Here is a 24332-nt window from a genome sequence, read left to right on the forward strand (position 1 = left end):
AATTAATCTAATTTTAAAAAAAATATTAATTATTTGACCCCTATGTTCTTTTTCATTAAAAAAAACTCAATAACATCTCGAATTCGCATTTTTTCTTCTTCTGTTAAGTTAGATCCAGAAGGAAGGCAAAGCCCTTTTTCAAATAGTTTTTCTGCAATATTACTCCCGTAATAATCATATTTTCTAAATACTGGTTGTAAATGTAAAGGCTTCCATAAGGGTCTAGATTCTATATTTCGCTCTAGTAAAGCTAACCTTAAAGCTTCTCTACTTATACCTTCTTCATTATTATCATCTACAAGAATAGTAGTAAGCCAGTAGTTTGAAAAATAATCATCGTTAGGCTCTTTATGTACACTTACAAAATCTACACCTTTAAACATATATAAAACTCATGATTAGATCTTTTTTGTACAATTCTATCTTCTAAAACCTCCATTTGCCCCCTTCCAATACCAGCACAGATATTACTCAACCTATAATTATAGCCTAACTCCGAATGCTCGTAATGAGGTGCATCATCTTTAGACTGTGTAGACAAAAAAACTACTTTCTCTTTACTCTTCTTATCTTTAACAACAAGAGCTCCACCTCCTGACGTTGTAATAATCTTATTACCATTAAAGCTAAGTACGGACAAATCACCAAAAGTACCACACTTAACCCCTTTATAAGCACTACCTAATGCCTCTGCACTATCTTCAATAATAGGAATATCATATTTGTCTGCTATAGCCCTAACATCATCTACTTTATAGGACATCCCATAGATACTTACAGCAACAATAGCCTTAGGCTTCTTTCCTTTACTAATACCTGCTAGAATAGCTTCTTCTAAAGCGACTGGACAAAGATTCCAGGTATCTATCTCGCTATCAACAAAAACAGGGTTAGCTCCCATATAAATTATAGGATTAGCAGAAGCAGAAAAAGTAAGAGTTTGGCAAATTATATCATCATTAGGTTTAACATTTAATAGAATCAAGGCAATATGTATTGCAGATGTCCCAGAGACAAGCGCTGCAACATGGACATTTTCTCCTAAAAACTCTTCGAGGTCTGTCTCAAATCCGCCTACATTAGGACCTAAGGGCGTAATCCAATTTTCGTCAAATGCCTGTTTTATATATTTCATTTCTGTTCCACCCATGTGAGGCGAAGAAAGCCAAATCTTATTTCCCATTCTTATACACTTATACCTTCAAGATATATTAGATTAATTCTCATGAAGGATTCACTACTGATAATTACATCACTTTTTTAGATTGACAAAAGTAGACTTTAACAAACAAATAACAACTATATTTTTTATTATTTTTGCAATATTAATAAATTATATTCAATATTATCTAGAAGTTAACGTTTTAATAACAATTCTTAAATCTCCGATAAAAGATTGATTTCTATAATATTCCATATTTATCTTTACTTTATCCGGAAAAATAACTGTATCATTATATTCTAAAGGGGAACCCTGTTGAGATAATAACTGATCTTCTTTTCTATATTTAATACTTGCTTCGGAGGTAATACCTGGTTTCAAATTAAGAATTAACCTATCTTCCCCTTCTAACTTATCATAATAACCTTCGATATCAGGCCGTGGCCCAACCATACTCATATCACCAACTAAAACGTTGATAAGCTGTGGCAACTCATCTAACTTGGAACCTCTAAGTAATAATCCGAATCTAGAAACCTTATGATGCCTCTTATGATAGGTTCTTACTTTATAAATATTAAACAGTTTACCATATTGACCAACTCGCTTTTGAACAAAAAAACCATTAGATCCTGTATCTACCGCCGAGAAAATCAATACCAATAATAACAAAGGCCAGAGTATTATTAATAACAATAAGGAAAATGAGAAATCAAATAATCTTTTTACAAATTTATTCATCATTAAATTTAATCATTTTTCCAGGATTACCAACTACCACACCATAATCTTCTACATTATTAATAACCACAGAGCCTGCACCTATTGTACACCATTTTCCGATAACGACTTGCTGATTAACCGTTGCACCAATACCGATATGACTCCCTTCTCCAATATGCACATTGCCCGCAAGTGCTACTCTGGGAGAAATGTGCACGTAATCTCCAATGTTGCAATCATGATCAATACTAGCACATGTATTAACAATACAATGATCTCCAATACTAACGCTACTATTAATCACTGCACCTGCCATAATCACATTACCAGCACCAATTTTCACCCTTTTAGACAACGTAGCTGCAGGATGAATAAGATTAATAAAATGCCTTGGATATAGTATAGCATTATCTCTTCTTGCTTTATTATTACCTAAAGCAAAAAAAAGACTTTCTGATAAAGCCATTTCCTTTAAATTATCACTCACCTCATAATCTAAAATATTTTGAAGTGCAGAATTACAGTCATATATTTTATTGATTTCTAGATGTGAAAGTTCTGCAATTTCTATGACTACTTTAGCATGTCCACCAGCCCCCAATATATCTATTTTATTCTTATTCATATCCTTTAAAACGCTCTGTACCGACCTGATTATCTTGGTTAATAGCTTCTTGTAAAAACACTTTTTTGACCGTCATAAAAAGAATTTTCAGATCCAAAAGAAAAGAAACTCTCTCTACATACTCCACATCTAACAGAAACTTTTTCTCCCAACTAATATGATTCCTCCCATTAACTTGTGCCCATCCTGTTATACCAGGCTTTACCTTATGTCGCTTCTTCTGCTCTAAAGTATAAAGAGACAGATACCCCACTAATAATGGCCTAGGTCCCACCAAACTCATATCACCTTTTATAACATTGATAAGTTGCAGAATTTCATCCAGAGAAAATTGCCGTATATAACGACCAACCTTAGTAAGTCTTCTGTCATCAGGCAACAAAGAACCATTAAAATCCCTAGCATCCGTCATCGTTTTGAACTTGATAATGCTAAAAATCTTCTCATACTTACCTGGTCTTTTCTGTAAGAAGAAAACCTTTCCCTTATTACTAATCATTAACAAAAAACTTACTAATAAAATGATTGGACTTAGCAGAACTAACGCAATAAACGCTAAAAAGAAATCAAAAAATACTTTAAAAAACCGCTGATACATAACTCATTACCTATAACAAATCCAAAATTTTCATTTCGGATTTATGGATTAATTAATATTTGTTTTCTTTCTTTGAATTACAACGATTAAGAAAATGCCCACAAGCATTAATATTGGTACATAGTCACTAATAGGTGCAGAATTTTCACCCACATTACCAGGACCTTTATTACTAGACTCTACTTGCGATTGTATAGGTGCTTCAGCGTTAGACTGCTCAAACCTATTATCCTGACTTGCATATTGTGCGTGAGCACTCAACCCAATTAACACTATAATTCCTATTACTAATTTTCTCATTTAATTTCTTAAATTATATTACAAATATAAACTTTCATTTATAAAACTAACCATACAACAAGAAGACAATATTACTATTTTATTACCTTTTTAATAATTACTTTATTATTTTGATAAATCTTAAGAACATAAACACCATTATTGACACCAACATGAGATAAAATAGCTTCATTAGAAACTCTATCGTTTATAGCAATTAATCTACCTGTGATATCGTACAATTCTAGTTTAGTTATTTTCTGATCAGATTTTACAGTAAAGTGATCTTTGGTTTTATAGACTTCAATACCAATCTTAACTGAGTCTAAAACACCTAAAGAGCTTTCTTTATATACAATCTCAAAGCGATCACTAATCTTAGTCCCTGTACTCGCTTGAAAACTATAACCTCCCCTAGAAAGATTAACGACCGTACTAAGCAGTTTATCTTTAAGATAAACTGCTTGACTTTCATCAAAAATACCATATCTCTCTTGTAGAGAAATCGTATGAACTCCTGGCTTAAAGTTCTTAAAACCCAACTTAACCACATCATCTTTATCAAAACTACGACCTCTTCCTTGTATCCCAAGCTCTTCATTATCGTCACTCATTGTGAAAAACAAATCATCACCAGAAGGGTTAAGAAGAAGACTATCAAACAAATCATAATCATTAATCGCCCTACTATCATAGGCTACAACAAGGGTATTAAAAATACCTGTAGAAGATTCTAATTTTAGCCAGAATTTATTATTATCATTTACAGTTTTAAAATAAGGTGCATCCGTCGCATTATGAAACCTTTCTGTTCTCATAGTGTTATCAAATACTAAAGTAGATGGATTACCAGAATTAGCCTTTGCTGAAACTATAAAACCCTGACCAGGCTTTACTAATCCATTAGGTCTTTTACTAGAATCCCCATTTGTTGCAGCAATCCCAACATCTAGTAATGCATTATAAACGGCATAATTCTGTCCTTCATAGCCACTTCCTTGCTGTACTAACTGTGTATTATTACTATTATCCCAAAAATACATTGTTGGCAGCAAAGTGCTTGGCGCAATAGCATTACCAAAATCCAACACACTCGCATTAGATGTATAAAGCGCCCCAAGATCAAGATTAGAAGGATATGGATTACCCACTGCATTGAAACGGTTACCTTCAGTACTCAATACCGTCTGTATAGTTCCATTATTAGGCTTCCCTACAAAATTAGCAATAACATCCGACACACTAAGACCAATAACAGAATAACCTTTTCCAACTACCGATCTTGTCCCAACAGCAACTGGCTCAAAGAAATCAGTTTTAGTAATATATTCCATTACTTTACCTTTAGGAACTGTAGCTATCGCAGCATATAACGCATAAAGATCTTGACCTTCTATCGGAGACGCCCATAAGTTGTATTGCTTAGCAGGTACACGAGCCTTACGAAGTACTTTTATATCACCATTATTATTAGCTGTATTAGCCTGCATCAATATAGCATTATTCTCAAAAGTTACAACACCACCCGTATTTTGAATACCATTAGTTGCCCACAATACATTAGGCGCTATATTATTAGCTGTTCCTGGTAATTTCAACTCTCCACCCACAACATAGACTTTGTCTTTTACTTTTGTGGTACCTGTCGCTGTCTTTACGCCCACGTTAGACACTCTTAGATTTTGATAATGCGCATCTGCAGGAGAAACAACCATAGCATGGCTTACCACTTGCTTATTACCATTATACTCAATAACAGACAATGGATCCAATACAATACTAGGATTATTAGTATTCTTAATCGCAGTATTATTAGCACCACTAAATCCATTTTCATTTTGCAACTTGAAAACCCCAGTATCTGCAACATGAAAGCTAGTACCTGACTGCAACGTTAATCCTCCTAACGTAGAATTAACACTTACGTTATCTCCTGACACCGTAATGTTAGCGTAAGTTGGAGCTAACCTAATGTTTTTAACAGAACCTCCCGCAAACTCTATCTTGGTTGTAGGTGCTAGCGTATAAGCTCCACCCATATCTGGTTTAGTACCACCACCACTTATTTTTAACAAAGCTGTATTTTGCATTGTTAATGCTGTAGAAGTCCCACCAAATTCAAAATCACCGGTATTAACAATCGTATTATCTTTAATTAAAACATTATCTATTAATGCAGTACCCGTTGACACCCCTTTCTCTCCACCGTTGCTAAACGTAAGGTTCTTGTAAGTCCGCCCTCCTCTTAATGTCTGATTACCTGTAGATGCCAAAACAATCTCTCCTCCTGATAAATTAATATTGTAAAACCTTGGAACATACTCTGAGTCTCCAGGGGTAGCAGAAGCTTTGGTAATATAATATTGAGTTCCCGTTGCCATTTTTAATATACCAGCATTAGCAGAAGTTGAGCCTCCCGTAATAAAGTTAACATCATTCTCAATTAATCTCCCTACTCTAATATCTAATACACCTGAATTGGTAACCCCGAACTGTGCTGACGGAGATATCGTCAATGCGTTATTAGCTAACTCTACAAATACATTTTTTGTAGAAGAAGTACTAAGCGCATCACCCATCTCTTGATTAACTTTACCAATATAATGGTATGTAGCATTGCTAGAAAAAGTTTTGTTACTAACTGCTAGCTGTACATTACCATCATTAGCAACACTTTTGACCACTCCTTTTGGATGGGTAATTTTTATAGTACCTCCATCTTCTAAAGCAAATTTATTAGTCCCGGTACCACTATTTGAAATAATAGAAGGAGAAGAATCTGATGTTTTATAACCAAAGTTAAGAGTTGCTCCATCTTCTACAGAAAACTCAGAGTTATTATTAAGAACTAAGTTATTTTTTAACTCTACAGATGCACCTTTCTTTATCCTGAAACGAGCAGTATTGGTTACCCCTGCCACATCTACATATTGTACATGATTACCAATAAAGTCAATATCACTATCAATATCAGTACTTTGAAGTGTAGTACCTGTTGCTGTAGTTAGATTACCTTTTAATTTCAAGTAATGTTGCAGAGAATTATTATTAGTAGGACCTATATTTAAAACACCCCCATTAAGATTGAAATTATTATTTACCGTTAATGTAGCACTACCATTTCCCCCACCAATTCTTAATAAACCAGCATTAACATTTACACTCCCGTTTACAGTAATATCTACACTTTTATTCTGACTTGTCACGAGAATACTATTAGCCGAACTTAGAACAGACAAATCACCTTCAGTAAGTTTAAAATCAGTAACAGCATTAGTACCAATAAGCGTAATTGCTGTACTTCCTGAGAATGTAAGATTACCAAAATAATATCCATCAGCATTAGTATCAATCTGAGGAGGATTAGCAAAGAAAGCACCACTATAATTGGAAACTTCTACTGTAGAACCTTTTGCAAAGTTTTCTTTAGCCTTCCACAAAGCACTAGAGTTCGCTAGAGCCGCAGAGATAATAAGCTTACCTCCATCTTCTACATCCAACGGAGCGTTCGTATTAAAAGTTATACCAGTTGCAGCTGCATCAAACGTCCCGCCTTTCTTAATCAACAAAGAAGCAAATGTAGAAGATTGCGATACGGCCATAGCTCCTTGGTCATCAATTTGCATTTTAGTCCCTATCCCTCCCGATGCTGCTATATTACCATTGGATGTCACCGCATGTCTAATGATTAACAAATCTGTTGCACCAGATGCAGGCGTTGCCACACTCCATCCAGTAGTTGTCATACGCTCCCATTTTGCTGCCTTAGTACCACCTGGCCATGATCCTCCTTCAGTTGTTCTGTAAGTACCCGTTGTGACATCTGTCACCATCACTGTTATCGTTTCTGTTTTATCAGTATAGTTACCTTGAGCCGCCTGAGAAACACTAATGGTAGTAGATCCTAAAGCAAGACCCGTCACCACACCACTAGTACTAACAGATGCAATAGCAGGATTAGCCGATGTATAAACCATGGCTCCTGTAGAGTTAGAGGTAATATTAGCAGTGCCATTAACATTAAGGTTCATGGCAGTTAGTGTAATTTTAGGCGGTACTGCGGTAATATCACCTGCAGCAGAACTTTCTGCCAATTCAGAATAATTAGCTTTTAAACCAGTCCCGTCTTCCACAGTATAAGAAATAGTTGCAGGCTTAGCTGTACCAACATTAGCATCTGTAAAATTACCTGTTGGCGTTATCGTTAATGTTTCTCCTCCAACCGTACCAGACACAATACCTTTTGTTATTGTACCTGTCGTTACAAATCCGTCATATGGTTTAGAAGCAATAGTAGGCACTGATATTGTTATTGATACTTTTGTGATATCCGCTGTTGATGTAGGCTGAGTCAAAGTATAATTACTTGCTTTAGTACCGGATAAGGTATAACCTGTAACACTAACCACTATGCCAGTATTAACATTTTTATTAGCAAAAGCACCTACGCCAGAACCAGACAGTATCACAGCATCACTATTAACAATACCTACTAATGCAGCACTACCAACTAAAGTAGCTGATGTATCACCGTCATAGATTTTATTAGCCGCCGTAAGACCACTTATAGTCAAAGCTTTTGGACTAACTGTAGAACTAGGTATCGCAATAGTAGCAGATGTAGCACCATCTGTTAAGGTAATATTACCATTATAATTACCTGCATTAGTCGTACTTGTCAATCTTACATAGACTGGGCTAGATACACTTCCTGCAGCAATAGGTAAACTAAGCGCAGAAGCATAAGTACCCCCAGAGGTAGTAGACAACTCAAAACCTGTTGGCGGCGTAACAGTAATATTAGCCCCCGTAAGATTAACACCATTGAGAGTAAAATTACTTGCAGTAGATAACGTACCATAGGTTGTTGTCATAGCTGTAATAGTACCCGTAGTGGTAAGCGATGGCGCATTAGAAACCCACTCCGCAAACAAAGTCACATCATTAGCAGGAATCATAAAAGATGCTCCCGCATTATAATGTGTTGCAGCACCACCTGCTGCATTAGTATTCCATCCATTAAAGGTGTATCCTGCTCTTACTAACGCGCCACTATTACTATCTAAGGTAACATTGGTATTATAGTCTGCAGTCTGTGTTGCAGGTACAGCGCCTCCTGTGCTACCATTAGCATTATACGTAATATTATATTGATTAATCTTCCATTGTGCATACAAGATCATATCTGCACTAAAGTCATATTGTTGACCATCAGCATAAGAGATACCCCCAGTCCCAGACATGATAGTATGCCAGTTTTGGAAAGAATACCCCGTCTTAAGAAACTGATTAAGCGTAAGATTAGCAGGAACTCCAGAAGACTGAGGCGCCATTGTACTCGTCCCTGAATTCCCATTAAAAGTTACGGTTTTGCCTGAAGGACCAGCTAACTTATATAACTGTAATTCTTCCTGACCTGTATTACCGTATGCTGCAAATCTGCTTGGATTAGCACTACTATTATATGACAACTGCCTTACTGCAGTAGCTACATTATTAACAGTCCATTTTGAAGCTCCATATGAAAACGTCCATCTATTAGAATTAGCAGGTACATCTTCAATGGAAGCAGAACTCCCAGAACTCCAACCAACATATTTCGCAATAGTTTCATTATAGATAGTTTTTCCACTACCATTAGTTTCAATCTTCCATACTTGCGTTGTAGGAGGATTAACTATTGACCCAGAAGTCAAAGTAATATTAGCACTAGTAAAATAACCACCTGTAGCACTACCAGTCCTACCATTAGTCATTACAAACTCATCTGTTTCATTGACTATAACATAATAACCATCTGTTAAATTAGCTAAAGCTGTAACCTTAGTAAAAGTACCAGTACCAGTATACTGCCCAAAAGTGTTATTAGAGAAGAAAGAAAAAAGTATTAATACTAATACTTTAGTAGATTGTAAAAATTGTTTCATTGTTTTTCATCATAAAATGCGCACAAATATATACTTTTTCTTCAATCAATTACACTTATTAATATAAAATTAACAAACCAACGTAAAACCAATCAACGATAACACAAAACACCTTTATACATCAATTAATAAACGATATTAAACTCTTATTATCAATACATAAAGCTTTAACTATTATCAATACAAAACCATAAAAACATCAGCACAAATCCCAACTACGTAGAATCACAAATTATAAAAAATTACATCAAAACATTACATTATGTTAAATTCATAGCTTACGATTATCACCATCAACCCTTTATCCATGAGGATTACAAGCATTCTTACTCTATAACAACAACTTAGCCTCCAGAACTTCACTATTACATGAGATTACCGCTCACAAAATAAAATTAGTATGCTCCAAGCTTGTATATCAACCAACGGAATCTAATTATTATGTATTTTTATTAGCGAAAAACACAATCTCATGCTATTAGATATCCTCTTCCCTAATCATTGCCTGCACTGCAATAGACTTATTGAGACTACAGAATTACTATGTGAACTTTGTTATGATGAGATAAGCTTTAGTGCAATGGACTTTTACAGCAATAACATACTGCAAGAGCGCACGCAACTTCTATTTCCTTGTGTACATAGCTATGCGCTGTTATTCTTTCAAAAAAATGGTTTATCCCAAAAGATTATTCACCTTCTTAAGTATGGTCAGCAAGAGAAAGTTGGTCACTTTATAGCCCAATGGATAACAGATCGTGTTCTGCTAGAAGCATCCAAGCCAGACCTTATCGTTAGCGTGCCTCTGCATCCTAAAAAGCAAAAGAAAAGAGGTTATAACCAGCTGCATCTTTTCGGGGATCAATTGTCTAAGTATTACAACATCCCAATTAATCATAATTTCCTAAAAAGAAATAGCCACACCTCAGAACAGGCGAAGAAAGACAAACTGCACAGAAACCAAACAGCGTCCATCTTCTCTGTTACCGAGAATATGGACGCTGCTCATATCTTATTAATTGATGATGTCTACACCACTGGCAATACCTTATCTACTATCGCTTGGGAAATACTGAAAAGCAATCCTCAACATCAGATAAGCATCATGGTGATGGCAATGGATGTCTAGCGTTGTAGCTTTTCTCCGTAGGCAAGATCTCCGGCATCGCCTAACCCTGGGGTAATATAACCTTTAGAAGTCAAGTCCGGATCTATCACACCTGTCCAGATTTTAGCATTAGGAAAAGCTTCGGCAATAGTATCCACACCTTGTTGACTGGCAATAGCTGCAACAATATGGATTTCTGTAGGCGTACCATTGGTTAGCAAATCCTTGATTGCTTCTATAAGAGATGCACCTGTTGCTAACATAGGATCTGCAACAATAAGCGGTCTACCATCCAGATTAGGACAAGTCAAATAATCTTGTTTGATAGAGAAATAATCATTGGCATCATGCTTTCTGTAAGCGGCAACAAATCCGCAATCTGCCTTATCAAAATAGTTAAGAATCCCCTGAAACAATGGTACTCCAGCTCTCAGAATAGTTGTAATAACAGGTTGTACAGCAATCTCTTTAACTTTAATGGTATCTAGAGGTGTCGTTATTTCTACGTCTACCTGCGGCAATCCTTTGCTAATCTCAAAAGCAGCAATCTCACCTATACGCTCCAGATTCCTGCGGAACTTCATACGGTCATTTTGTACTTCTACATTTCTTAGATCATTGATCCATGAGTTAACTAGGGAAAATTGTTGTGATAATTCTGTAATCATAAGTTGATGGGATGATTTGTTGATTTGTTGATGTGATGATGTTTTGATTGGATAATGTGATGCTGGGCTAATGTTTTTTGGCTGTCGATATTATTTTAGAAAGCAACTTCTGAATGCTCAATAACTTAATCGGTAAGCTATCATCAAAGGGATAACTGTCGCTATCCTTACATGAGAGCAACCAATATTCGGTTTCTTTGGCTTCTTTGTCGGCGATTTTCATCTTATGAATAAAGTCAACTCTGCTCTCAGAACTTTGTACCTCAAAAACATTAGCGCCAACCGACGTTCCAGATTTTAGAAGTTGGTTGGCGATAACATATTTTTTATGAGATTCTAATAACTCGGTATAACTGATGATGGTCTTTGCAAAATCAATACTCAAGGCTAATATTTCATTTTTGGTTTCCATAAGAGCTTTCAAGATATTAATTTAATTTCATCTAATTTTCGAATTAACGAATCGTCTATTATTTTTGACGGAAATAGATCTCAATAGGAATTCCAGAAAAGTTGAAATGCTTACGCAATTGATTTTCCACAAAACGCTTATAAGGCTCTTTCACATACTGTGGCAAGTTACAGAAGAATACAAACTGTGGCGATGGCGTAGGCAACTGCACACAATATTTGATTTTCACATACTTACCCTTTAATGCTGGTGGCGGTGTATTTTCTAATATCGGCAACATCAGCTCGTTAAGCTTAGATGTTTTGATACGTTGCTTACGGTTTTCATAGACTTCCATAGCCGTTTCTACAGCCTTAAGGATTCTTTGCTTAGTTAAAGCTGAAGTAAACAAAATAGGAATATCACTAAACATCCCGATTTTATGTCTAATAGCTTCTTCGAAATCACGCATCGTATTAGTTTCTTTCTCAACAAGATCCCACTTGTTAACCAAGATTACGATACCTTTTCTGTTTTTCTGAGCCAGTCCAAAAATGTTCATATCCTGAGATTCCCACCCTAAAGTAGCATCTACCATCAAGATTACAACATCAGAATGCTCAATAGATCTAATAGAACGCATTACTGAATAGAATTCTAGATCTTCAGAAACTCTAGATTTTCTACGCATACCTGCTGTATCTACCAATACAAACTCGTGCCCGAATTTATTATATAATGTCTGGATACTATCTCTAGTTGTCCCAGCAATATCTGTAACAATATTTCTCTCGTTATCTAACAAAGCGTTAGTCAGTGTAGACTTTCCTACGTTAGGACGACCTGCAATCGTAATCTTAGGCAAGCCCTCGAAAGGATCTACATAATCCGTCGTTGGAAAATCCTTTACAACATCATCCAACAATTCTCCAGATCCACTTCCTGTTGCAGAAGACATTGTGTAATATTTTTCTACTCCTAATTGATAGAACTCTGTTGCTGGCAATTCTCCTTTAGCAGAATCTACTTTGTTAACCACTAGATAAAGAGGTTTATTAGCTTTTCTTAGTAATTGATAGATTTCATAATCTGTATCAGTAAGACCTTCTTCTACATTCACCATAAAGATGATAGAAGTCGCCTCATCTACCGCTAGCTGTACTTGCTTACGGATCTCTTCTTCGAAGATATCATCCGTACCGACGTCATAACCTCCTGTATCTATCACAGTAAAATCCACACCATTCCAGTCAGATTTCCCGTAATGACGGTCTCTTGTTACACCAGCTGTAGAATCTACAATAGCTTCTCTTCTTTCTAATAATCGGTTGAACAGGGTAGATTTACCCACGTTAGGACGGCCTACAATAGCCACAATATTTGACATAAAAAACGTTTAATAATCCTTCGACAAGCTCAGGACTAGATTATTAATGGGTTACTCCAACTTTTGGAGCCCAATTTTTTTGCAAAGATAACCTTTTTATTTTTTTGGCGTGACCTGTTTTTGTGGAAGTCCATTTATTTTGACCCTATATCATAGGGTCACCACAAAAAACAGGTCGGTCTACGGGCAGTCGCTGTTGTTTTCACCTACACATAAACCTAAAAAAACAACGAGCTCCAACAATGCCCTTCGCCCTCACGCAAGATTGCACCCGCAACGCAAAACCACACAAACATTTTTTATACGAAGCGCTTCGACTTCGCTCAGCGTGACAACTCGAATAATCAATAATTCTTTCATTGTTAGCGCTGTCAGACTGAGCTTGTCGAAGTCATTACGTACTAAAACAGACATTCAAAACTTTAATTATCTCAGGCGCTTCGACTCCGCCCAGCGTGACAATTTTGACAAGTAAAATCTCATGTTTGGTACTGTCAGACTGAGCTTGTCGAAGTCATTATGCACAAAAAAGGACATTCAAAACTTTAATCAAATGAAATTTTAGCTGAGTTTCCAAGTCTTGAATTTTTGTTTCTTTTGTTTCAATACAAAAGAAGAGGATTTCACTTAATTAAATGTTTTTCCCTAAATGCACAACGAGCGATCAATCATTAATAACGACAAACACTTATTATTGCCAAACAACCAATTAAAAACACATTAAAATTCTCTACCTTTGTCACTTACAATTTAAAAATTCATCAATCACGAGCATGGATCATCTCTCTGCAAGCTTTAAGGATAAACATATCATCTTCTACGACGGTGATTGTGGATTTTGCAACTTCTGGGTACAATGGATTCTGAAGAGAGACAGCAAAGATCAATTTTTATTTTCGGCGTTACAATCAGAGCTAGGACAGCAGTTTTTATCAGAAAGACATCTAGAAGCAAAAAATTTTGATAGCATCTATCTTTGGAAACCAGAAAGTTATTATCTTAAAAAATCCGATGCTGCAATAAAGATAGGACAACTATTGGGTGGCATATATCAGATTTCTGTCGCGGGCAAAATCTTATCCCTTTCTATAAGAGACGGCATCTACGATAATATTGCAAAACGCAGGAAAAGCCTTATGACAGGACAATGTCTTCTCCCAACCGCAGAAGAGCGCAAAAAGTTTATCGATTAAGATTATATTCGATTGTATTTAAAGTTTAATTAACAAGAGTATTTCATCAAGATTTATTATAAAAATCTATAATTTCCTATATTTGCAAACTATGGAATATAACACCAAAAGAACCCAGTTGCAGATGCCAGAATATGGTCGTCTAATACAACAGATGGTAGAACAGTGCAAAGTCCTTCCTACAAAGGAAGAACGCAATAGTGCAGCGCTTTCTATCATAGAATTTATGGGACAACGCAATCCACATCTTCGCGACGAAGAAAACTATAAACATAAACTTTGGGATCACCTTTTCATCTTAGCAAGTCATGACTTAGATGTAGACTCTCCCTACCCGATTCTTTCTGAAGAAGAACTGAAAACCAAACCTAAGACCATGCCTTATCCTACTTTTGATAATGCTTATAAGTTCTATGGGAAAAGTATTCTTCAGTTGATAGAACGTGCGATAGAGCTAGAACCAGGCGACGAAAAGGAAGCATTAATACAGGTTATTGCTAATAACATGAAGAAGTCTTACAATGTTTATAATAAAGAGCACGTACAAGATGATGTGATTGTTAGACATCTTAAGGATCTATCTAAAAACAGATTAGACCTTACAGGGCTAGAATCTCTGGACAGAAGTAAAATCTATTACAACACCAACCGTAATAACCAAAATAGAAATAACAGAAACCAAAATTCTAACAGCAATAACAATATAGCCAAGAAAAGACACCATAACAATAATCAAAACAACCAAAATAATCAGAAAAACAGAAAATAATGAACGGAGCATTTGAAATCAGAGGAGGAAAAAGATTGCATGGGGACATTACGCCTCAAGGTGCAAAAAATGAAGCATTGCAAATTTTATGTGCTGTATTATTAACGGATCAGGAAGTTAGAATTAATAACATCCCAGACATCCATGATGTTAACCGATTGATAGAGATCTTAGGCGACTTTAATGTAAAAGTAACTAAGAATGGTCACGGTGATTATACCTTTAAAGCAGACGAAGTTAATTTTGATTATATCAAATCTTCTGAGTTCAAAAAAGATGGCGCTAAGCTTCGTGGTTCTGTAATGTTATTAGGTCCAATGCTCGCGCGTTATGGTGAGGCTTATATGCCAACACCTGGTGGTGACAAAATTGGAAGAAGACGTCTAGACACGCACTTCCAAGGTTTTGTAGAGTTGGGTGCTGAGTTTTCTTACGATGAAGAACAACAATATTATTCTTTAAAAGCCAAAGAGCTTCACGGTAAATTCATCTTGCTAGAAGAAGCTTCTGTAACAGGTACAGCCAATATCTTAATGGCAGCAGTCTTGGCAAAAGGAAAAACAAGAATCTACAATGCCGCTTGTGAGCCTTACCTGCAACAGCTTTGCAAAATGCTTAACAGAATGGGTGCTAATATCTCTGGCATCGGTTCTAACTTATTAACGATAGAAGGTGTAGAATATCTTGGAGGGACAGAGCACACTATGCTTCCTGATATGGTAGAAATCGGTTCTTGGATTGGTCTAGCGGCTATGACGAAATCCGAAATCACGATTAAAAATGTTAACTGGAATCAACTAGGTATCATCCCTGATACCTTCAGAAAGTTAGGTATCCAATTAGAACGTAGCGGAGAAGACATCTTTATCCCAGCTCAAGAGAATTATACAATTCAGAAGTTTATAGATGGATCTATCTTAACAGTTTCTGATGCGCCCTGGCCAGGTTTTACCCCAGATTTGTTATCTATCATTTTGGTGGTTGCTACTCAGGCTAAAGGAACACTTCTTGTTCATCAAAAAATGTTTGAATCAAGGCTATTCTTCGTAGATAAGTTAATTGATATGGGCGCACAGATCATCCTTTGTGATCCGCACCGTGCAACTGTAGTTGGTCTTAATCAAGAAAATCCATTACGTGGCACAACCATGGTTTCTCCAGATATTAGAGCTGGTAACGCACTATTAATTGCCGCCTTATCTGCAGAAGGAAAATCTACCATCCATAACATCGAACAAATCGACAGAGGTTATGAGAACATCGATGGCAGGCTGAAAGCTCTAGGTGCAGACATTACAAGAATCTAATTCAGTTCTAAAAAATAAACAAAAGACATTCTATTAAGGATGTCTTTTTTGTTTATAAACAATATTGAACGCTATTAAAAAATAATATAAGTAATGGATTGCAGGATTAACTAAATCATTTTTCTGTAATTTTTACAAAAAAATTGAGTTATGTAGCGATTTCCTATTCTTAGTTGAAGTGTTTATTCCTCACTTAAATTTACTTCGTTTTCGCTAATCCCGTTTAAGTCCATAATTGTAAAAATTGTTTCTTCTGTTATTTTGCAAAGTCTTAACATTTTTTGAACATTTACATCTTCTACATCCTTAAAATGCTTTAAGGAAAATGAATAAATATCGCCTTTGTCAAATGCTCCTTCTAAATGACTGAGTTCATTTAACATTGTGAGATTAACAATTTGTTCAAAGATTATTTCTCGCGCTTCAATTAAATTATTAATTTTTTCAATGATCTGTTCTCTATAAGTTTTCATATCATTCGCCTTTAAAAAATGCAAGTTCCAAAGCTCGGTATTCTGTAATTTCATAGCCAACTTTTTGTTTCATCAATTTGAAAAAAGTTTCAAAAGTCTTTTCGCTTTTTAAACTTTCAATGAGCTTAATGTATTCGATATAGGCGTTTGGCTTTTCAAGTTTGTATTTATGAGGTTCTTCATTATTTAAAAAACGAAAAACTCGGCTATCCCAAATTGCGTATTGTTCTGGATTTATAAAATGTAATAATTTAGAAGTTCCTACAAGAGAATTATTAAATGTACTTTTCAAAATTGCAAGTTGATCTGCCTTTATTTCCTTTCCGTTTTTCACATTATTTAAAATTGAGAGAACTTTTTCAGACTCTTCGAGTTTTATTGATTTCAAAATTGTTGGCATCCAAGAATAAGTAAAACTTATCCCTATGATTAAATTCTCCAACTTTATGACTGGTAAGTTTTTGAAATAGTTCAAAAAATGAGGATAGGAAAGCAGATAGTTTTCTTTAGTAGTATCAAAATTATTTGCAATTCCAATCAGTTGTTCGATAATTTTTCGGTTAGATTTTTCAGATATTTTCATTTAGCGAGTTTTTATCAGGATAGATTAGTTAATAAAAATAATATAAGCAATCCTCGGTTATTCAGAGATCATTAATCCATTTTAATTTCACCTTTCTACTTCTTCTAGTTTCAATGAAGCCAAGTTAAGAAAATTATAAAGCTGGGACATATTAACACATAAAAAAGTTGAAATTTGACATCCACAACATAGAATAAATTCAGAAATGTTAGGCAAATGGAAGGATGTCTTTTTTGTTTATAAATCCCATTGAACATTCATAAAAAACTTGTAATTTTAATGTTATCAAATCACAAAACTATGAGCAAAAAACAAATTGGAATCTTTGTCGGAAGTCTGCGACGAGAGTCTTTCTCTAAAAAAGTAGCTAATAGCTTAATCCCAATGGCTCCAGAAGGATTCGAGTTTACCATCATCCCGATTGGACAATTAGAGTTGTATAATCAAGATTACGATGATTACAATGAAGTACCCAATTCTTATCTAGAATTTCGAGAAACCGTAAAAAATCTAGATGGTGTTATTTTTATCACCCCTGAGTATAACCGTGGCTTGCCTGCCGTCCTTAAGAATGCCATAGATGTTGCCTCTCGTCCTTCTGGGAAAGGAGTTTGGGATAAAAAACCTGGCGGTGTGATTAGTAACTCTCCAGGTATGATAGGTGCTTTTGGAGCGCATCATCAATTGCGACAAAGTTTAACCTCGGTCAATGTATACACTATGCAACAACCAGAAATCTATCTTAGTCAAATATCAAAGGCTCTGGATGAATCTGGTAAAATAGACGACCGTACGACTGCTTATTTGCAAAAATTTATTAATGCTTATGCAGAATGGTTTAAAAATTTTTAAATCCCTATTCAAATATAAAAATCCCTAAAACGTTAATGCTTTAGGGATTTTTTATCATTTTAAATTAACGTGAGTTCGAGTTAAGCTGCGATTAATCTATCTTGATCAATAATGTCACAATTTGTATTGATTGATGGTTTTTTATCAAAGAAAGAGTAGGCTGCCAAAGCAGACAAAATATTGAGAACAAAGTTGTCAAAACTTCTGTGACGGGTATGTTCTATCTGACAAATATTCTTAAGCTCATCGTTTACAGATTCTATTAATGCCCTTTTTCTAAGCATAATTTTATCCTGGAGAAGCATTAAACAATTCTTCATATTCTTCTTTATTTTTGTGATTAAATGAACTCCATCTATAAAAAGTTGCTCAAACAGATCTTTCCCAATATAGCCTTTATCGCCGAAAAGTTTTCCGAAAATCCATTTGTGCAGATCCATACTTTTCAGGGGTTCTCTGTCGTCTACATTGCCTGTTGTCAGGATAAAATCCAGAATCTCACCCCTGTCATTGATAATCAAATGGAGTTTAAAACCATAAAACCAACCCAGAGAACATTGTCCTTTCTGAGCGATATTTTTGAAGGTTTTGTGCTGCTTTTCCCTTTTGATGTGACAAGCCCTGATGGGTGTTGAATCGATGAAAGATATGCCGGTACACTTTCCCAGACACATCATTTTTACGAAAACTGCCATGGGTACATTCACTTTCTTTTGGAGCTCTACAAACCTGTTGTAGGAAACCGTTACAGGAAATTCTTTCTTCATATGTCTTTGAACGTAGCCCTGATAAAAGTGCTTGAGATTTTTGAAAGCACCGTAATGAAACAGGATCATAATAGTCATCACTTCGCTTTGAGACATCGCAGATTTTCTGTTTCTGGTCTTGATTTTGGGGTCTTTCAGAGCGTAATCTTTCAGAATATGGTTAAATTCTTTAAAAAACTCATCAACAATGTAATAAATAGTTGTAATTTTATCATCAGAAATCATAGCGGAAATTTTAGTTAAATATTTGACTTTCAATAGCTTAAATATACTAATTTTTTCGCTTTTTTCTATTATAATTTATCACTTCTTACATCGAACTCACGTTAAATTAAAATGGAAAGCAGAAGTTACCAACCGCCGCCACCGCCGCCGCCGCCGCCGCCGCCGGAGAATCCACCACCACCAGAGCCGCTACTAGAAATAGATCCTGAGCTAGATGGTGCCGTAGATCCTGAACTTATAGAGTTGGTGAGGCTAGAATTGAGCGCACTGCCAAAACTGTTCATATTAAGCATGCTTCCCATATACCAAGAGCTTGTATAACCAATTGCCATTGCGGCTAATGCGGCTTCAAATTTCTTTCCCCAAATATCATCTACGCCCAACACCATTGCATAAGGCAAGTATTTTTCGAAAATTTCTGGAGTCATTTTAGGTGAGTTATGGAATTTTAATTGCTCATTTTCTGCTGCGCCCATATACATCTTAAACCCATCTATTAAAGATTGAATTCTTAATTTTTCTTCAGAAGGACGTTTTATCAAAATTTTGAAAATGATTAAATAAATAATACCTATTCCTAAAAATCCTATACACGCCTTAGAATTGAAATCCAAATCTGCCACGAACATAAATAAAATAATCCCTCCTATAAACGGGAAAAAGAATATCAGTATTGCGGCTATTAAGCAACCTGCATTTTTAACATTATTTAAAACCGCATAAACGATAACTCCAAAAATAGCAATAAACGCAAGCCCAAACATACCAAAACCAGCAAAAGTCATTGTATCATTAATCCAATTGGAAAAAATAAAAGATGCAATAAATACCCCAAACACGATCAAAGCAGGAGCAATAACCAATTTAGAATTATTACCTGCTGTCAAAAAATCTTTAAACTGATAAAGAAGATTGGCTTTATAATCATCCACCGTATGTTCTACTTTAGAATCATATTGACTATCAAAATTAACAACATCTCTATTCTGAAAAAGATTATTCATCACAGCGATTTCTTCTTTCGGTAATGATTGATCGGGCTCTTTAAGCTTATTAACTTTAAATGTTTTACTCTTTGACATTCCAAAAAACGAAGACGCTTCTTCTTCAACAATTTGGATAAAACCTTTGATAGCTAAATTAACCAAACTTGCTGTCAAATAAGAATCTTTAAAACTCTCAAATTTTAAATAACCTAAAGCTGCCGGAGACATATTATCAGGAACGTTAAACTGTGGATAAACTGTCGGTTTTACAGGATCTACACCATATTTTCGCCATGTACTGTAACCACTAACAAACAAGCCTAACATCACCAAAGTTAGAAATATTGCGATGCCATATTTCTCTAAAAAAGTTGGTGGTGGCGGTGGCAATACAACTCCTTTTGTAAAACCCACTGCTATGGTGAGATTCTCATGTGGAGACAAAGAATTGCCCGTCCATTCTATAGATTGATTTCCTAGAACATTACTACTACAATTGGTTTCTTTACTACCTGCAGCACCAGTATAACAAGAGCTTTGGAGAATATTGGCGCCTTGAGGAAGGTTAACTTTGGCAGAGATCTTTTCTATATCAAAACCCCATTCGGTACCGTTAACATTCCAATAAAACTCATCATATTTATCAAAAAAACCGACCTGATTTTTAGCAGAATATTTAATTTCATATTCGTAATCACCAGGCGACAAAATAATATCTTTTTGTCCTACATAGATCTTGAGAAAACCACCTTCGGATTCTGTATGATAATCTTCTTTTGCACCATTTTTCTTAACCGAAACAATATCGTATTTTACTTTATGAGAAGATCCATTAAGATTTCTGGAAGTTGGTAAAGAACGAAAAATCCCACGCTTGATATCGTCACCTTCGCTGTGAACTTTAATCAATTCGGTTACAAAAATGCTGGCATCTTTTTGTACATCAATCACCGAATGGAAATTAATAATCCGCTCGCGATCAATTGTCAAATCAATGCCATAATCTGAAGAAGTCGCGGTTTCTAATTGTGCAAATCCTAAAAAGGAACAAAAAACCGTTAGAAATAAAAGAAGTCTTTTCATTCTTCTAAAACTTTACGCTAGGCACTTCTCTTTCGGCAATATTTTGAAGCTCGAAGAATGGTGATTTTTCAAACTTATACATATTAGCAATAATATTACTTGGGAAAGATTCTACGGTTGTATTATTTTCTCGCACTGTGCCATTATAATATCGTCTAGATTTCTCAATATCACCTTCTAATGAAGTCAATTCTGATTGAAGTTGTTGGAAATTAGTATTGGCTTTAAGATCTGGATATTGTTCTGCGACTGCAAAAAGATTCATCATCGCTTGGTTAAGATTCTTCTCCGCCGCTTCTGTAGCAGGAACAGAATTAGCATTAGCTGCAAAATTACGCGCGTTAACAACACTTTCTAAGGTTTCTCGCTCATGCGTGGCATAACCTTTTACGGTTTCTACAAGGTTAGGGATGAGATCATGACGTTTCTTAAGCATCACATCAATACTACTCCACGCTTCTTGCACCAAGTTTCTGAGTCTTACCAATTTATTATAAACCGAAACACCATAAAACAAAACAATTACCACAAGGGCAACCACAACTAATAAAGGAATCATATTTTATTTATTTGAATTAAAGATATGCTTTTTATACAACTTTAAAAGAATTTTGAAATTAATTTTAATTGTTTATTTTTGAGAATAAACTATTAACCATACCATGAAAACTCTTTTTTCTCTTTTTTGTTTTTTAATAATAATCTCTATCAGGTGTCAAGATAATTATCCTGTTCCTGTAAAAAATGCAGAACACCTTTTCTACATCCAACACAGCAATAGCAAAAATACCTTCATGTACGATGCCAATATGGATGGCAAAAATATTTCTGATAAAAAACCTATAGAAACCTACAGAATTTTATATGAAGAAGGAGGTGCTATAAAACCGCTCACCGCGATGCAAAACTCAATGGCTTATGGCATTAATTTCAAAAAAATAAGTGATAATTATTTTCAGTTTAATTTAAAAGGTAACAAAACACTCAGCCTATTTTTAGGATTAAATACCAGTCAAAAACCCTCAGTTTTCTTGACCATTAACAACAAAAAAATGTTCTTGGATAAAATGTATGTCCAGCTTAAAAAAGGTGGAATAAAACCAACTGCAGATTACATATTGCTAACAGGAAAGGATTTCTTCACCGGAAAAACCATTACCGAGAAAGTAGAAATGTAGATTAATTAAGGATTTTTATTCTTTCTAACTTGTCAGAAGCAGCGAGTCCATTAGGATTACAACCTGGTTTTCCTTCCGGAACTTCAATGTTCTTTTTGTCATAAAAATCTTTCCAAAACGTGTTGGTCACGCCAGTTTTTGGATCTATAAAAGTCATTGGCTCTAACTGAAAAATATGATTCTCCCGAAATGCTCTCTCTATAAAATCCGAACAATAATAAGAATCATCCGTTAAAATATAATCGAAGTTATACGGCTTACCAAGCATTGCATTAGCCTTTACGATAGCTTTAGGAATTGCCATTTGATAATTAGATTTCAATCGATAAATCACCATCTGTTGTTGATTCTGATGTTGATCTTTTATAAAAGCTTGCAGCGTTTGTTTCTGAGAACCGCCTCTGGGTGCAGCATGCAAAACATGATAATGACGACCTTCTTTCTCTAGAATCCCAATATGATCGAAATTAGCATTATCCTGCTGTTGTGTTACATTATTAATCGCGCCAGACAATCCTTCTTGCTTGGCGGTTATAAATATCAAATCTCCGTTTTGTAAATCGTTATGCATATTGCTTTTGCAAGAAATAAGCTGCAAAACTAGATAAAAAAAGAAACTTATTTTAATATATTTTTTAACTTTTACAATGACTTTCATCTCTATTAATCTAATCAAATAGTTAACTAAAAAGCTGCTTATCTTTCTTCAATAATTTTAGAAATATAATCTACTATAAAGCTTGTCGTGATAATCACACTTCAGATTTTTATGATAATAACAAATGTAGAGTTTTAATATTGAAAAATTAAATGTTATTTTTGCCATATTAATAGTTAAACCATGCCAAAAATATCTCACAGAGCAGAGCACATGCCTGCTTCTCCCGTAAGAAAATTAGTTCCTTTCTCGATAGAAGCTAAGAAAAAAGGAATCAGCGTATACCATCTTAACATCGGGCAACCCGATATAGAAACGCCAGAAACTGCTCTTAATGCTATAAAAAATATCGATCTTAAAGTTCTAGAATATGCCCTTTCTGAAGGTAATCTAGACTACAGAACAGCATTGTCTACTTATTATAATTCTTTAGGCTTTGATGATATCACGCCTAATAACTTTATTGTAACCAATGGTGGATCAGAAGCATTAAACTTTGCTATTTCGACCTTATGTGATGATGGAGATGAGGTCATTATCCCAGAGCCTTATTATGCTAATTACAATGGTTTTACCAATGCTTTTAATGTTAATGTAGTTGCTGTGCCATCTACTATTGATACAGGTTTTGCATTACCTTCAATGGAAGAATTCGAGAAGAAAATCACGGATAAAACCAGAGCGATTATCATCTGTAATCCTGGTAATCCTACTGGTTATCTTTATAACAAAGAAGAATTACAAAAGTTATCTGATATCGCATTAAAACACGACATTGTTGTAATTTCTGACGAAGTATATAGAGAATACGTCTATGATGGAGAAAAGCAAATATCCATGTTAGCTTTCCCAGAATTGGCAGAAAACTGTATCATCATAGATTCTGAATCTAAGCGTTATTCTATGTGTGGCGCAAGAATTGGTTGTATGATTACAAGGTCTAAAAAAATCCATGATGCAGCAATGTTATTCGCGCAAGCAAGATTAAGCCCAGTATTAATTGGTCAGATCGCCGCAACCGCTGCACACCAAAATGATTCTGCTTACATTAATTCTGTTAGAGAAGAATATACACAACGTAGAAACCTTTTAGTTGAATTACTAAATGAAATCCCAGGTGTTATTTGCCCTAAGCCAAAAGGCGCTTTCTATTGTGTTGCAGAATTACCCGTAGACGACACAGAAGTTTTTGCACAATGGTTATTAGAAAAATACTCTAACAACAACGAAACTATCATGGTTGCACCCGCAGGAGGTTTCTACAGCAATCCAGAATTAGGTAAAAAGCAAGTAAGAATTGCCTATGTTCTAAAGCAAGAAGATCTTAAAAGAAGCGCAGAAATCCTAAAGGATGCCATAGAAAAATATAATTTAGAAACATCTAAATAAA

At 35.1% G+C, this 24332-nt stretch carries 21 protein-coding genes and 1 pseudogene; 7 read left to right on the forward strand and 15 right to left on the reverse strand.

Annotation, left to right across the window (positions count from 1 at the left end; all coding sequences use genetic code 11):
- Positions 1–29 precede the first annotated feature (29 nt).
- From ACQQ6V_RS07940 to ACQQ6V_RS07965, 6 genes and pseudogenes are all read right to left on the reverse strand, one after another.
- A pseudogene (locus ACQQ6V_RS07940) lies at positions 30–1183 on the reverse strand (DegT/DnrJ/EryC1/StrS family aminotransferase).
- A gap of 162 nt (positions 1184–1345) precedes the next feature.
- Entirely contained in the window at positions 1346–1906 is a 561-nt protein-coding gene (locus ACQQ6V_RS07945) for a sugar transferase (RefSeq protein ID WP_448845003.1), read from the reverse strand.
- Complete coding sequence (locus tag ACQQ6V_RS07950) at positions 1896–2510, reverse strand: acetyltransferase (RefSeq protein WP_448845004.1); 615 nt, start codon at positions 2508–2510, stop codon at positions 1896–1898. Before ACQQ6V_RS07950 ends, ACQQ6V_RS07945 begins: the two co-directional genes overlap by 11 nt.
- Entirely contained in the window at positions 2503–3108 is a 606-nt protein-coding gene (locus tag ACQQ6V_RS07955) for a sugar transferase (RefSeq protein WP_448845005.1), read from the reverse strand. Before ACQQ6V_RS07955 ends, ACQQ6V_RS07950 begins: the two co-directional genes overlap by 8 nt.
- Positions 3109–3156: 48 nt before the next feature.
- Positions 3157–3408 carry a hypothetical protein gene (locus ACQQ6V_RS07960; RefSeq protein ID WP_448845006.1) on the reverse strand — a complete coding sequence of 84 codons (252 nt, stop codon included), beginning with the start codon at positions 3406–3408 and terminating at the stop codon, positions 3157–3159.
- Between the two features lie 74 nt (positions 3409–3482).
- Entirely contained in the window at positions 3483–9314 is a 5832-nt protein-coding gene (locus ACQQ6V_RS07965) for a RemA C-terminal-like gliding motility protein (protein WP_448845007.1), read from the reverse strand.
- Positions 9315–9786: 472 nt separating this feature from the next.
- Here ACQQ6V_RS07965 and ACQQ6V_RS07970 point away from each other — a divergent pair, with 472 nt between their 5' ends.
- Positions 9787–10443 carry a ComF family protein gene (locus ACQQ6V_RS07970; protein WP_448845008.1) on the forward strand — a complete coding sequence of 219 codons (657 nt, stop codon included), beginning with the start codon at positions 9787–9789 and terminating at the stop codon, positions 10441–10443.
- On the opposite strand, the gene upp is transcribed toward ACQQ6V_RS07970, so the two are convergent.
- From upp to der, 3 genes are all read right to left on the reverse strand, one after another.
- The gene (gene upp / locus ACQQ6V_RS07975) at positions 10440–11090 is read right to left on the reverse strand and encodes a uracil phosphoribosyltransferase (protein WP_448845009.1); all 651 of its coding nucleotides are present in this window, start codon (positions 11088–11090) and stop codon (positions 10440–10442) included. The genes ACQQ6V_RS07970 and upp overlap by 4 nt on opposite strands.
- A 67-nt stretch (positions 11091–11157) precedes the next feature.
- A complete protein-coding gene (locus tag ACQQ6V_RS07980; protein ID WP_448845010.1) occupies positions 11158–11502 on the reverse strand; it encodes a four helix bundle protein in 345 nt (114 codons plus the stop codon).
- 58 nt (positions 11503–11560) lie between these two features.
- Complete coding sequence (gene der / locus ACQQ6V_RS07985; protein ID WP_448845011.1) at positions 11561–12868, reverse strand: ribosome biogenesis GTPase Der; 1308 nt, start codon at positions 12866–12868, stop codon at positions 11561–11563.
- 773 nt (positions 12869–13641) lie between these two features.
- On the opposite strand from der, the gene ACQQ6V_RS07990 reads away from it, so the two are divergent.
- The 3 genes from ACQQ6V_RS07990 to murA all read left to right on the forward strand — a co-directional run bounded on the left by ACQQ6V_RS07990 (position 13642) and on the right by murA (position 16137).
- A complete protein-coding gene (locus ACQQ6V_RS07990) occupies positions 13642–14061 on the forward strand; it encodes a thiol-disulfide oxidoreductase DCC family protein (RefSeq protein ID WP_448845012.1) in 420 nt (139 codons plus the stop codon).
- A gap of 91 nt (positions 14062–14152) precedes the next feature.
- On the forward strand, positions 14153–14830 hold the full coding sequence (locus tag ACQQ6V_RS07995; RefSeq protein WP_448845013.1) for a DUF4290 domain-containing protein: 678 nt from the start codon (positions 14153–14155) through the stop codon (positions 14828–14830).
- Entirely contained in the window at positions 14830–16137 is a 1308-nt protein-coding gene (murA, locus tag ACQQ6V_RS08000; RefSeq protein WP_448845014.1) for a UDP-N-acetylglucosamine 1-carboxyvinyltransferase, read from the forward strand. Before ACQQ6V_RS07995 ends, murA begins: the two co-directional genes overlap by 1 nt.
- Positions 16138–16319: 182 nt before the next feature.
- Here murA and ACQQ6V_RS08005 read toward each other — a convergent pair whose 3' ends face one another.
- Both ACQQ6V_RS08005 and ACQQ6V_RS08010 read right to left on the reverse strand, forming a co-directional pair.
- On the reverse strand, positions 16320–16610 hold the full coding sequence (locus tag ACQQ6V_RS08005; protein WP_448845015.1) for a hypothetical protein: 291 nt from the start codon (positions 16608–16610) through the stop codon (positions 16320–16322).
- A gap of 1 nt (position 16611) precedes the next feature.
- Complete coding sequence (locus tag ACQQ6V_RS08010) at positions 16612–17193, reverse strand: hypothetical protein (RefSeq protein ID WP_448845016.1); 582 nt, start codon at positions 17191–17193, stop codon at positions 16612–16614.
- Between the two features lie 300 nt (positions 17194–17493).
- On the opposite strand from ACQQ6V_RS08010, the gene ACQQ6V_RS08015 reads away from it, so the two are divergent.
- Positions 17494–18045 (forward strand): NADPH-dependent FMN reductase, encoded by a 552-nt coding sequence (locus tag ACQQ6V_RS08015; protein ID WP_448845017.1) that lies wholly within the window; start codon positions 17494–17496, stop codon positions 18043–18045.
- 80 nt (positions 18046–18125) lie between these two features.
- Here the strand turns inward: ACQQ6V_RS08015 and ACQQ6V_RS08020 are convergent, their stop codons facing one another.
- The 3 genes from ACQQ6V_RS08020 to ACQQ6V_RS08030 form a co-directional block, all read right to left on the reverse strand.
- A complete protein-coding gene (locus ACQQ6V_RS08020) occupies positions 18126–19037 on the reverse strand; it encodes an IS982 family transposase (protein ID WP_448843791.1) in 912 nt (303 codons plus the stop codon).
- 125 nt (positions 19038–19162) lie between these two features.
- Positions 19163–21106, reverse strand: a complete 1944-nt coding sequence (locus tag ACQQ6V_RS08025) for a DUF2207 domain-containing protein (protein WP_448845018.1) — start codon at positions 21104–21106, stop codon at positions 19163–19165.
- A 4-nt stretch (positions 21107–21110) separates the two neighbouring features.
- On the reverse strand, positions 21111–21665 hold the full coding sequence (locus ACQQ6V_RS08030; RefSeq protein WP_448845019.1) for a LemA family protein: 555 nt from the start codon (positions 21663–21665) through the stop codon (positions 21111–21113).
- 103 nt (positions 21666–21768) lie between these two features.
- Here ACQQ6V_RS08030 and ACQQ6V_RS08035 point away from each other — a divergent pair, with 103 nt between their 5' ends.
- Complete coding sequence (locus ACQQ6V_RS08035) at positions 21769–22284, forward strand: DUF4833 domain-containing protein (RefSeq protein ID WP_448845020.1); 516 nt, start codon at positions 21769–21771, stop codon at positions 22282–22284.
- 1 nt (position 22285) lies between these two features.
- Here ACQQ6V_RS08035 and ACQQ6V_RS08040 read toward each other — a convergent pair whose 3' ends face one another.
- Complete coding sequence (locus ACQQ6V_RS08040) at positions 22286–22855, reverse strand: YiiX/YebB-like N1pC/P60 family cysteine hydrolase (protein ID WP_448845021.1); 570 nt, start codon at positions 22853–22855, stop codon at positions 22286–22288.
- A gap of 270 nt (positions 22856–23125) precedes the next feature.
- Between ACQQ6V_RS08040 and ACQQ6V_RS08045 the strand changes: the two genes are divergently transcribed.
- Positions 23126–24331, forward strand: a complete 1206-nt coding sequence (locus tag ACQQ6V_RS08045; RefSeq protein ID WP_448845022.1) for a pyridoxal phosphate-dependent aminotransferase — start codon at positions 23126–23128, stop codon at positions 24329–24331.
- Position 24332: the final 1 nt, after the last annotated feature.

This window comes from Chryseobacterium electrogenes, assembly GCF_053553015.1.

Coding starts and splice junctions, on each gene's coding strand:
- ACQQ6V_RS07965 (WP_448845007.1), bottom strand. CDS start 9,314: ATGAAACAATTTTTACAATCTACTAAAGTATTAGTATTAATACTTTTT.
- ACQQ6V_RS07980 (WP_448845010.1), bottom strand. CDS start 11,502: ATGGAAACCAAAAATGAAATATTAGCCTTGAGTATTGATTTTGCAAAG.
- ACQQ6V_RS07960 (WP_448845006.1), bottom strand. CDS start 3,408: ATGAGAAAATTAGTAATAGGAATTATAGTGTTAATTGGGTTGAGTGCT.
- ACQQ6V_RS08010 (WP_448845016.1), bottom strand. CDS start 17,193: ATGAAAATATCTGAAAAATCTAACCGAAAAATTATCGAACAACTGATT.
- ACQQ6V_RS08005 (WP_448845015.1), bottom strand. CDS start 16,610: ATGAAAACTTATAGAGAACAGATCATTGAAAAAATTAATAATTTAATT.
- murA (WP_448845014.1), top strand. CDS start 14,830: ATGAACGGAGCATTTGAAATCAGAGGAGGAAAAAGATTGCATGGGGAC.
- ACQQ6V_RS08025 (WP_448845018.1), bottom strand. CDS start 21,106: ATGAAAAGACTTCTTTTATTTCTAACGGTTTTTTGTTCCTTTTTAGGA.
- ACQQ6V_RS07945 (WP_448845003.1), bottom strand. CDS start 1,906: ATGATGAATAAATTTGTAAAAAGATTATTTGATTTCTCATTTTCCTTA.
- der (WP_448845011.1), bottom strand. CDS start 12,868: ATGTCAAATATTGTGGCTATTGTAGGCCGTCCTAACGTGGGTAAATCT.
- ACQQ6V_RS08045 (WP_448845022.1), top strand. CDS start 23,126: ATGCCAAAAATATCTCACAGAGCAGAGCACATGCCTGCTTCTCCCGTA.
- ACQQ6V_RS08040 (WP_448845021.1), bottom strand. CDS start 22,855: ATGCATAACGATTTACAAAACGGAGATTTGATATTTATAACCGCCAAG.
- ACQQ6V_RS07995 (WP_448845013.1), top strand. CDS start 14,153: ATGGAATATAACACCAAAAGAACCCAGTTGCAGATGCCAGAATATGGT.
- upp (WP_448845009.1), bottom strand. CDS start 11,090: ATGATTACAGAATTATCACAACAATTTTCCCTAGTTAACTCATGGATC.
- ACQQ6V_RS07990 (WP_448845012.1), top strand. CDS start 13,642: ATGGATCATCTCTCTGCAAGCTTTAAGGATAAACATATCATCTTCTAC.
- ACQQ6V_RS08035 (WP_448845020.1), top strand. CDS start 21,769: ATGAAAACTCTTTTTTCTCTTTTTTGTTTTTTAATAATAATCTCTATC.
- ACQQ6V_RS08030 (WP_448845019.1), bottom strand. CDS start 21,665: ATGATTCCTTTATTAGTTGTGGTTGCCCTTGTGGTAATTGTTTTGTTT.
- ACQQ6V_RS08020 (WP_448843791.1), bottom strand. CDS start 19,037: ATGATTTCTGATGATAAAATTACAACTATTTATTACATTGTTGATGAG.
- ACQQ6V_RS07950 (WP_448845004.1), bottom strand. CDS start 2,510: ATGAATAAGAATAAAATAGATATATTGGGGGCTGGTGGACATGCTAAA.
- ACQQ6V_RS07955 (WP_448845005.1), bottom strand. CDS start 3,108: ATGTATCAGCGGTTTTTTAAAGTATTTTTTGATTTCTTTTTAGCGTTT.
- ACQQ6V_RS08015 (WP_448845017.1), top strand. CDS start 17,494: ATGAGCAAAAAACAAATTGGAATCTTTGTCGGAAGTCTGCGACGAGAG.
- ACQQ6V_RS07970 (WP_448845008.1), top strand. CDS start 9,787: ATGCTATTAGATATCCTCTTCCCTAATCATTGCCTGCACTGCAATAGA.